We start from the raw sequence: 9913 nt of genomic DNA on the forward strand, positions 1-9913 counted from the left end.
CAAAGATCGGGTTAAAGGCCGCGGTGTTTAAACGATAATCAAACCAATAAGTATGATTATCAAACCTTGCGCAAGGATTTAGGGGTAACGCCCGTTACCCTCTTGAAAAAATTATTAAAATAGGTCGGGTAAGCAAAACCGAGTGCATAAGCAATGTCCGCCACGCTCCAGTCGGTATGCAGTAAAAGCGCCTTAGCCTCTGCCGCTATGCGTTCCGCGATATGTACGGAGGTCGGCTTGCCGGTAACCGTTTTTACTGCCCTGTTCAGGTAGTTGACGTGGACCGCCAGCTTGGCGGCAAAATCCTGGGCCGTCCGCAATTTAAGCGGCTCCGCGGCATGCTCGATCGGGAATTGTCTTTCCAGTAGGTCCATAAATAAATGCGTCATCCGGGCCACGCCGTTGACCTGCTGTTGCACAGGGGGCTGTATTGACAAAGCTTCATGAATAATAATTTCGATACAGCTTTTGATCAGGTCGCTCTTATATGCATAATCGCTATCCCGCACCGCCAGCATCTTTTGAAAAATGCCCGTCATAAAAGCCACCTGTTCGCTGTTCAGGCGAATGAGCGGTTGCTGCCCGGCGTTAAACAAAGGCGACTTTTTGACGATCGCCGGCATAAAGGTTTCGGTAAAGATACACGCGTAGCCCGTCGTCGATCTGGAGCGGCGCAGCACCGAACGCGGTACCCTGGGATTGACAAAAAACAGTACGGTATCCTGCAGTTCCACCACCTGGTCGCCATAAACCATGGTCATTTCACCGGTGACCAAACCCATTTTATAAAAATCCCGACGGCCATGCACCGCCGGTACACCGACGAATGCGGGCAGTTCATGCACCTTAAAGCCTTGCAGCCGCAGTTCGGCCATGTTGACACCCGGAATTTCATTACTCATCCGGCAAAGTTAATCAAATCAAACCTTATTGAAGAGGTGTCCCATCTTAAAAACAAATGAGAGGGAATAGGATTAAAGAAAAACCTCAAAAACTTAGAACCGCTTTTTTGAGGTAAAAACGACTATTAAAACGTTAATTTTTATAAGTCATATTAAAAAAAAAGAGGTAGCCAAAAAATGACTACCTCTTTATGGGTAAATGATGGGGCTCGAACCCACGACCCTCGGTACCACAAACCGATGCTCTAACCAACTGAGCTACATCTACCGTTTTGGAGAGTGCAAATGTAAAAATCTTCGGGGTAATTGCAAAGCCTTTTTTAATATTACATTATGCTTACGCTTTTACCCTTTGGGTATGAGTAAGTTTGTATTACTATGGCAGAGCAATTAGTAGAGTTAAACGTAACCGGGATGCACTGTAATAACTGTGCCCTATCTATACATAAATTACTGGAAAAGAAAGGTTTAGGCAACATTTTGGTTGATTTTGCCGGCGAAGAGGTTAAATTTAGCAATGATAACAACGCCCAGCTCCCCGAAATTATAAAAAGCATAGAGCAATTGGGTTTTAAGGTGGTTGACGATCCGTTAACACATATGCCAAAGTTCTATGAAAAGGTAGAAAACAAATTTATCTTTTGTGCCATATTTACCGCTCCGCTATTATTACATATGGTTTTTCCGTGGCATGTGCTTCATATGCCAATGGTACAGTTGCTGTTATGCCTGCCTGTTTTCGTGGTAGGCTGCCTGCATTTTGGTAAAAGCGCTTTTCATTCGCTAAAAGGTGGTATGCCTAATATGGATGTGTTGATCTTCATAGGCTCAACCTCGGCATTTGTTTACAGCCTGGTTGGAACTATCCAAAACCTGGGCGAACAGTACCAGTTTTATGAGACCTGCGCCACTATTATCACGCTGGTGCTGCTGGGTAACGTTTTTGAGAAACGCTCGGTAAATCAAACCACATCAGCCGTAAAGGACCTGGTTAAATTTCAGCAGGTAAACGCCAACCGTATTATCGACGGCACGGTCGAGGTCATCAGTGCGCGCGATGTTCGCCCGGGCGATATCCTGGTTGTCAATCATGGGGATAAAATCCCGGTGGACGGCGATATTTTAGAAGGCAGTGCTTCGGTTGATGAGTCGATGCTCACCGGCGAAAGCGTCCCTGTCGACAAAGAAAAATATGATAAGGTTATTGGCGGCACCATTGTGCAAAACGGCAATTTCCGGATGATAGCGACCAAGGTGGGTTCAAACACCGTGCTTTCGCAAATTATTGAGTTAATGAAAAAGGCACAGGCAGCCAAACCGCCGGTTCAAAAACTTGGCGATAAAGTAGCCGCGATATTTGTGCCTGCGGTTATATTGATATCCTTAATAACTTTTGTGCTGACTTATTTTTTAAGCGATACCGGTTTACAGAAATCGTTAATGAATGCTATTGCCGTATTGGTGATCTCCTGCCCCTGCGCTATGGGCCTGGCTACGCCTACCGCTGTGATGGTTGGCTTGGGGCGTGCTGCAAAAAATGGTATATTAATTAAAGGCGGTGATACCATTGAGGCTGTGGCCAATACCAATTATGTGGTGTTTGACAAAACCGGGACGCTAACTACCGGCAAGTTCAGCATCAATGATATTAAGGTTGAGGATGGTGTGGACCTTGAACATATCCGCGGGATCATTGTGGCTATTGAGGAACGGTCTAACCACCCTATCGCCAAATCATTGGTGGATGGCTTAAAGGGCTTGCCGCAAATCCGGCTGATATTGCGCAGCGCCACTGAAGAAAAGGGCCTGGGTATGCGTGCCGAAGATGTGGATGGCAATAACTATTTCCTGGGTACCGGTAAAACGGCTAACGAGAACGACTTTAATCTTTCGCTTTATAAGAACCAGGTATTGCTGGCGCAGGTAGCTATTGATGATACCATAAAGCCCGAAGCGTCGGCTTTGATCAGCGAGTTAAAAAAGATGGGCATAGTACCGGTATTATTAAGCGGCGACCGTAAAAATCGTTGCCTCAAAGTTGCCAAAGCCATTGGCATAACCGAGGTACACGCCGAGAAACTGCCAGATGAAAAACTAACCGTCATTGACATTTACAAGCAAAAGGGCAAAACCGTAATGATAGGCGACGGCATTAACGATGCCCCTGCCCTGACCAAAGCCGATGTGGGCGTATCCATGAACGATGCCAGCCAAATAGCTATACAATCCGCACGGGTTATTTTGTTGAATACCGACCTGGGTTCGGTGGTCAAGTTCCTGCAGATCAGTAAACATACCTTACTTACCATCAAACAAAACCTTTTCTGGGCATTTGCCTATAACGTTATAGCGATACCGGTAGCAGCATTGGGTTTCCTGAACCCGATGGTAGGCGCCCTCACCATGGCTTTCTCAGACGTGGTGGTAATTGGTAATTCAATCAGGCTGAAAAGAAAAAACATCACCCGCTAACCAACCTATCGCTTTAAATAAGGAGGCTCCGCCGGAGCCTTAAATAGTTAAAGGGCTATAAACAGGCGACTCCGCTGGAGTCAAAAACACTGTTTAGCAACCCCGGAGGGGTTCCCTCTTTATAGAAAAAGTAAAGAAATAAAAGGCTCCGGAGGCGCCTCCGCTGGAGTCAAAAACGATGTTTGGCAACCCCGGCGGGGTTCCCTGTTTATAGAAAAAGTACAGAAATAAGAGGCTCCGGAGGCGCCTCCGCTGGAGTCAAAAACGATGTTTAGCAACCCCGGAGGGGTCCCTGTTTATAGAAAAAGTAAAGAATAAGGCTCCGGAGGCGACTCCGCTGGAGTCAAAAACGCTGTTTAGCAACCCCGACGGGGTTCCCTGTTTATAGAAAAAGTAAAGAATAAGGCTCCGGAGGCGCCTCCGCTGGAGTCAAAAACGCTGTTTAGCAACCCCGGAGGGGTTCCCTGTTTATAGAAAAAGTAAAGAAATAAGAGGCTCCGGAGGCGCCTCCTGCTAACCGCGTATTTTGAAGCCCCTCACCTTCAAGCGGAATTGTTAAGCGTAATTTCCTGTTTTATTATTAATTTTGGCCCACCATAATAGCTCCCCCTTTAGGGGGCTGGGGGGCATGATAGAAATTTATACAGACGGTGCATCAAGCGGTAACCCGGGTCCGGGTGGATATGGGGTGATCTTACGCTCTGGCCAGCATTATAAAGAGCTGTCTGAAGGTTTCCGTAAAACCACCAATAACCGTATGGAACTGCTGGCGGTGATCAAAGGACTGGAAGCTATCAACAAACCCAACCAGGATGTCATGATCTTTTCTGACTCTAAATATGTTATCGACTCGATAGAAAAACGCTGGGTTTACGGCTGGCTGCAAAAAGGTTTTAAGGATAAAAAGAACAAGGACCTATGGCTGCGTTACCTCGATATCAGCAAGCTGCATAATATTAAATTCACCTGGGTACGCGGGCATAACGGGCACCCCGAAAACGAACGCTGCGACGAATTGGCGGTTGCTGCCGGTAAGCAAAGGGAACTGTTAATTGATACTGTTTTTGAAATGGAAGCGGCTAAGACCAATATGTTTTAGCCTATACCTAAGTTGCTTAGGTATGATCCGGCTCAGGTGATCCACTCTAAATTTTAGAAACATCTAAAAAACATTCAAATTTGTCAATATCAATTACTTATGTGATCTAATCTAAAGTTTTTGTACTGATCCAAAGTGATCCGCTTATTTTGTTAATTCTTTGATTTTAAATTAGTTAAATAAAAACAGTGATCCAGGTGATCCATATTTTTAAGTGGATCACCGTCGTTTATTTCGCGCCTAATTCAATCACCTGCAGGTCCTGGATCTTGTTGCCATCGATGTTAAAGCGCATCAGCGTACGCACCTTCTGCCAGCCTTGCTTGCCCGCCGCCCCAGGGTTTAAGTGCAGGCAGTTGATCTTTTTATCATAGATAACTTTTAAAATATGCGAGTGGCCCGATATAAACAACTGCGGCGGGTTAGCGTAGATCTCTGCCCGGATCCGCAGGTCATACCTGTCCGGGTAACCGCCGATATGTGTCATCCAAACGTCCATAGCTTCACATTTAAACCGCAGGTTTTCAGGATAAGTCTGGCGGATCTCCTTGCCATCAATATTGCCGTACACGCCGCGTAAGGGTTTAAATGCGGCCAGTTGACCTGCCAGTTCTATGTTCCCGAAATCGCCGGCATGCCAGATCTCATCGCAGTTTTCAAAATGCTTGAATACTGCGTCGTCAAGGAAGCTGTGGGTATCTGATATGAGGCCGATGCGAGTCATTAGAATATGGTAAAGAATGGCTTTAATATGGTTTGATACTGCTCCGAATATACTTTAGGTTCAGCATAAATAACAAACTGTTCATCTGTCTCCCTCTTCTTACCCAAAGTTAAAACTAAAATCTCACGATGAGGGACAGAACCGGGATAGGATAATACTTTGATCACCTTTTGAATGTTTAACCCATGTTTTGAACTTATGTCCTTAGCCAACTGTGCTGTCTCTAAAGGTAAGATCAGCCAAAAGCTACCCTGGGCAGTTAAGTGTTTAGCTATAGTTTTAATTAATGTCTCAAAAAATTGCTGGTCGGTATGTTTGGCCAAACTCTTCCTGGCTCCCGGTGATTCCAGCGAGTTAATGTAAAACGGAGGGTTGGAGACGATCAGGTCATATTTCTTATCCGGATAGTTGCTTAAATGGTTCTCAAAGCTATCTGCATATAAACTGAGCCTACGGGCGAACGACGAGCCTGCAAAATTGCGCTTCGCAGTTGCTGAAGCGGTTTCATCTATTTCAACAGCATCAATCGTCGCATCGGCAAATCGTTGTGCCAGCATCAAAGCTATTACACCAGTGCCGGTACCGATATCCAATATGGTCTTGGGTTGATCTGTTTCCGCCAGCGCCCCAAGCAATACCCCATCGGTATTGATCTTCATGGCGCAGCCCGCTTGGTCTACGTTAAATTGTTTAAAACGGAACATTAGGCTGACTATTAAAAAACGCTGTCATTTTCGCTTTTATAAGATTTCTCACTCGTACCTTGTTTCGAAATGACAATTAAGGTTTGCTACTTCTCGTAAAACTCAATAGGCAACCCGTCGGGATCGGCAAAGAAAGTAAAATGCTTGCCGGTAAACTCATCTATGCGAATAGGTTCAACAATAACGCCATCGGCAATTAGCTCTGCTACAGCTTCATTAATATTATCCACTTCGAAAGCCAGATGGCGCAGGCCCGCAGCTTCGGGGCGCGAAGGCCTGGGTGTAGGGTCCGGAAAAGAAAAAAGCTCGATCTGGTATTGGTTGCCCACTTCCAGATCAAGCTTGTATGATTTGCGCTCCGCGCGATAGTTCTCCCGCAGTATTTTAAACCCGAGCACCTGCGTATAAAAATGCTTCGACCGTTCGTAATCAGCGCATATTATGGCGATATGGTGTACCCGGTTAATCTTTAACATTAGTCTCCTAGTATGGCGTGCAATACGTTATCATAAACCAATTTAACATCGGTGATATGGCCAAATGATTCTTCATCCACACTTAAATAGCCATTGCTCACTGATCCTAATAAGCTAAACTCGACTTCGCTGGTTGCCATCAGTTCAATAAAACGTTCATGGTCGGCCGGTGCTACGCTCACTACTACCCTGCCCTGTGCCTCGCCGAATAAGAAGGCGTCTTTACGGATCCCGTTTTCAGACGCAATCTCAAAGCCGAAACCGTTTGGCATAGCCGATTCAATCAGTGTGATAAACAAACCACCATCGGCCACATCATGGGCAGATTGGATCATTTTATGTTTGATCAGCTCTTTTACTACCTGGTGCATATCATATTCTTTATCGATATCAAAATGCGGTGCAGGTGCAGCCAGGATCTTATGCCATGAGGCCAGGTATTGTGAGGATGCAATGTCGTTAACCGATTCGCCGATGAGGTAAATCAAGTCCTCTGGTTGCTTAAAGTCTGATGTCATGATGTTATTTACATCATCCATCACCCCTAACATACCAATGGTTGGTGTCGGAAAAACCGGTCCGTCATCGGTAGATTGGTTATAAAAACTTACGTTACCGCCGGTAACCGGGGTTTCAAACTTACGGCAGGCTTCGCCCATTCCCTTAATGGCGCCAACAAACTGCCAGTAAACTTCAGGAACATAAGGATTACCAAAGTTTAAGCAATTGGTTATAGCAACCGGTTCGCCGCCGGCACAGGTAATGTTACGCGCAGCTTCTGCAACGGCTATAGCCGTACCTTTCTGCGGATCGGCATATACATAGCGCGAGTTGCAATCAACGGTTATAACAATAGCTTTATTGGTACCGATAACATTAACAACAGCTGCATCGCTTGGGCGGTTGGTGGTCATGGTAGACACGCCAACCATCGAATCGTACTGGTCACTAACCCAACGCTTTGAGGCGATGTTTGGATGAGAGATTAAATGCTCGGCCACATCTAATAAATTAGCCGGCTCGGGCACATCTTCTATTTTAAATTTCTGGTTCTCGGCAAAATAAGCAGGCTCACGGTATTCGCGCTCGTAAACCGGCGCACCGCCACCTAATACCAGGTCATCAGCAGGTACATCGGCAACTAATTTGCCGCCTGCATAGTATTCCAGGCGCTTGGTATCGGTAACCTCGCCTATGATGGCACAGTTCAGATCCCATTTATCAAAAACGGCTTCAACTTCTTTTTCGCGGCCCTTGTGTACTACGATCAGCATCCGCTCCTGGGATTCTGACAACAGGATCTCGAAAGGTTTCATGTTATCCTGGCGGGTAGGCACAGCATCCAGATTGATGCGCATACCATGTTCGCCTTTGGCCGACATCTCTGAGTTGGAACAGATAATACCTGCCGCACCCATATCCTGCATGCCTACAACGGCTCCGGTTTTAATAACTTCCAGGGTAGCTTCCAGTAATAGTTTCTCCTGAAACGGATCGCCCACCTGTACAGCTGGTAAATCGTTAACTGAGTCTTCGGTAATATTTTTTGATGCGAATGCCGCACCATGGATCCCGTCTTTACCCGTTGCTGAGCCTACGATATATACCGGGTTACCAACACCATACGACGTTGCAGACACGGTTTCGCCAGCCTTAACAATACCGGCCGAGAAAGCGTTAACCAACGGGTTAACATTATAGCAATCGTCAAAAAACAATTCACCACCTACTGTTGGTATACCAAAGGCATTACCATAATGGCTTATACCTTTAACTACACCTTTTATTAGCCATTTGGTTTTATCCAGTTTAATATCACCAAAACGCAAGGAGTTTAGCTGCGCGATGGGCCTTGCACCCATTGTAAATATGTCACGGTTTATACCGCCTACACCAGTTGCAGCACCCTGATAGGGTTCTAACGCCGACGGGTGGTTATGTGATTCTATCTTAAAAGCACAGCCGATACCATCGCCCAAATCAACCAAACCCGCGTTTTCTTCACCGGCCTTAGCCAGCATGCGCGGGCTATCTTTTGGTAAAGTTTTTAGCCAGGTAATTGAGTTTTTGTATGAGCAATGCTCGCTCCACATTACCGAGAAGATAGATAGCTCGGTAAAATTGGGCACACGGCCCATTATTTCAATTATACGGTCGTATTCTGCGGGTAGTAGGCCTAGATCTTTGGCTGTTTCAACGGTGGTGAGTTCCTGGTTGTCCAATGTTGTCTGTTTTTTTAAAAGATGCCCAAAATTAGAAAAAAAAGGCGAAAGGTAAAGATAAAGGTGAGGTAAAAGGCAAAAGGCGAAGGTTAAAGGTGCCAGTGGGTAATCTATCGTTTACCTCATATTAATAGACAGCTATGAACCTTTCGCCTTTTACGGTTAGCCCTTATTAATTATCCAAAGAGAACCTGACGGGCAATGTTAATTTCACCCTTACGTGTTGACCGTTTTGCATACCGGGTGTCCAGGGCTTGGCCAGTTTTAAAACCCGTGCGGCTTCCTCGTCCAAACCATAACCGGGGCCCCGTTCTACTTTAATGCTTGATAAGTGACCGTCTTTTTCAACTATAAAACTTACAAACACCAATCCGCTCATTTCTCTTTCCAAAGCCTCACCGGGATAATGCAGATTTTTTTGCAAAAATTTGGCCCAGGCCTCGCTGCCCCCTACCGGCTGCGGCATTACTTCGGCAAATTTGTAGGTTGTATTATCGGTACCGCCTGCAGCTACCGCGGGTCCGTCGCCGCCCTTGCTGACACCTGTTCCGGGTGCTTCTCCGGCTCCGGTGCCTTTTGTTTCGGTTGGGCCGGTAGCGCCTTTCAGTTCATCAATTTTCGGCATTTCATCAACAACAGGTTCTGACGTAACAACTGGCGACAGGTTTTTGATGACTGACACCGACGCTGCAGGTTTTGCTGCTGCGGCGGCCCGTTGAGGTTCGGGCTTAGGCAAAACCGGTTTCGGGGGTGCGGGCGGAATAACATAAACTGAATTATCAACCGGCACCATTATTTCGGTTATCGGTTTTACCCTGATCAATACCCCTACGATAGCAATGGTAACCGTGATACTAAAAAAAGTAATTAACATGGCTTTTACAACGTTGTCGGCATAATGCTGACGGATGTAATAAGCGCCGTACTCTTTGTTGCGTTTAGCAAATACAAGTTCGAGCCACTCAGACTTGCACAAATTAAAGTTTGAAATAAGCATAGTGATTAAAATTTAAAGTTTAATAGTATAACGCTTGCCAAATTAAAGTTGTTGCAACAATATTGCTTTTTGATAATATTGCAACAATATTGCATTACATTATTTATCAATTTAAAATCACCCTCATTTATTTATAAAAATGGCATTAAAATGCAACGACGTTGCAATTAACTCTATAGCGCAAAAACGACTAAAAGTAAACAACCCCCACCTAAGGTGGGGGCTTTATTCTAACCTCTGAAAGAGGTATTCGTCAAAACAACTTCAAATCAGTCGAGCCATCTTCTTTTCGTTCTTCCTGCTCCTGATACTTCACA

The 9913-nt window shown here is 45.5% G+C and carries 8 protein-coding genes and 1 tRNA gene; 2 read left to right on the forward strand and 7 right to left on the reverse strand.

Features of this window, described 5'->3' with window-relative positions:
- Nucleotides 1-59: 59 nt before the first annotated feature.
- Together LJ658_RS14165 and LJ658_RS14170 are read right to left on the reverse strand one after the other, a co-directional pair.
- The gene (locus tag LJ658_RS14165) at nt 60-902 is read right to left on the reverse strand and encodes an AraC family transcriptional regulator (protein ID WP_230547176.1); all 843 of its coding nucleotides are present in this window, start codon (nt 900-902) and stop codon (nt 60-62) included.
- Between the two features lie 194 nt (nt 903-1096).
- Nucleotides 1097-1170: transfer RNA gene (locus LJ658_RS14170), tRNA-His, on the reverse strand.
- Between the two features lie 110 nt (nt 1171-1280).
- On the opposite strand from LJ658_RS14170, the gene LJ658_RS14175 reads away from it, so the two are divergent.
- Nucleotides 1281-3374, forward strand: coding sequence for a cation-translocating P-type ATPase (locus tag LJ658_RS14175; protein ID WP_230547177.1), 2094 nt, complete (start codon nt 1281-1283; stop codon nt 3372-3374).
- A gap of 628 nt (nt 3375-4002) precedes the next feature.
- Nucleotides 4003-4473, forward strand: a complete 471-nt coding sequence (gene rnhA, locus LJ658_RS14180; protein ID WP_230547178.1) for a ribonuclease HI — start codon at nt 4003-4005, stop codon at nt 4471-4473.
- Between the two features lie 229 nt (nt 4474-4702).
- On the opposite strand, the gene LJ658_RS14185 is transcribed toward rnhA, so the two are convergent.
- From LJ658_RS14185 to LJ658_RS14205, 5 genes are all read right to left on the reverse strand, one after another.
- Nucleotides 4703-5197 carry a metallophosphoesterase gene (locus tag LJ658_RS14185; RefSeq protein ID WP_230547179.1) on the reverse strand — a complete coding sequence of 165 codons (495 nt, stop codon included), beginning with the start codon at nt 5195-5197 and terminating at the stop codon, nt 4703-4705.
- On the reverse strand, nt 5197-5901 hold the full coding sequence (locus LJ658_RS14190; protein WP_230547180.1) for a tRNA1(Val) (adenine(37)-N6)-methyltransferase: 705 nt from the start codon (nt 5899-5901) through the stop codon (nt 5197-5199). Before LJ658_RS14190 ends, LJ658_RS14185 begins: the two co-directional genes overlap by 1 nt.
- An 86-nt stretch (nt 5902-5987) precedes the next feature.
- Nucleotides 5988-6377, reverse strand: a complete 390-nt coding sequence (locus LJ658_RS14195) for a VOC family protein (RefSeq protein WP_230547181.1) — start codon at nt 6375-6377, stop codon at nt 5988-5990.
- The gene (gene purL, locus LJ658_RS14200) at nt 6377-8599 is read right to left on the reverse strand and encodes a phosphoribosylformylglycinamidine synthase subunit PurL (RefSeq protein ID WP_230547182.1); all 2223 of its coding nucleotides are present in this window, start codon (nt 8597-8599) and stop codon (nt 6377-6379) included. Before purL ends, LJ658_RS14195 begins: the two co-directional genes overlap by 1 nt.
- 172 nt (nt 8600-8771) lie before the next feature.
- Complete coding sequence (locus tag LJ658_RS14205; RefSeq protein ID WP_230547183.1) at nt 8772-9596, reverse strand: energy transducer TonB; 825 nt, start codon at nt 9594-9596, stop codon at nt 8772-8774.
- Nucleotides 9597-9913 lie beyond the last annotated feature (317 nt).

This window comes from Mucilaginibacter sp. UR6-11 (assembly GCF_020880695.1).
Lineage (GTDB): Bacteria > Bacteroidota > Bacteroidia > Sphingobacteriales > Sphingobacteriaceae > Mucilaginibacter.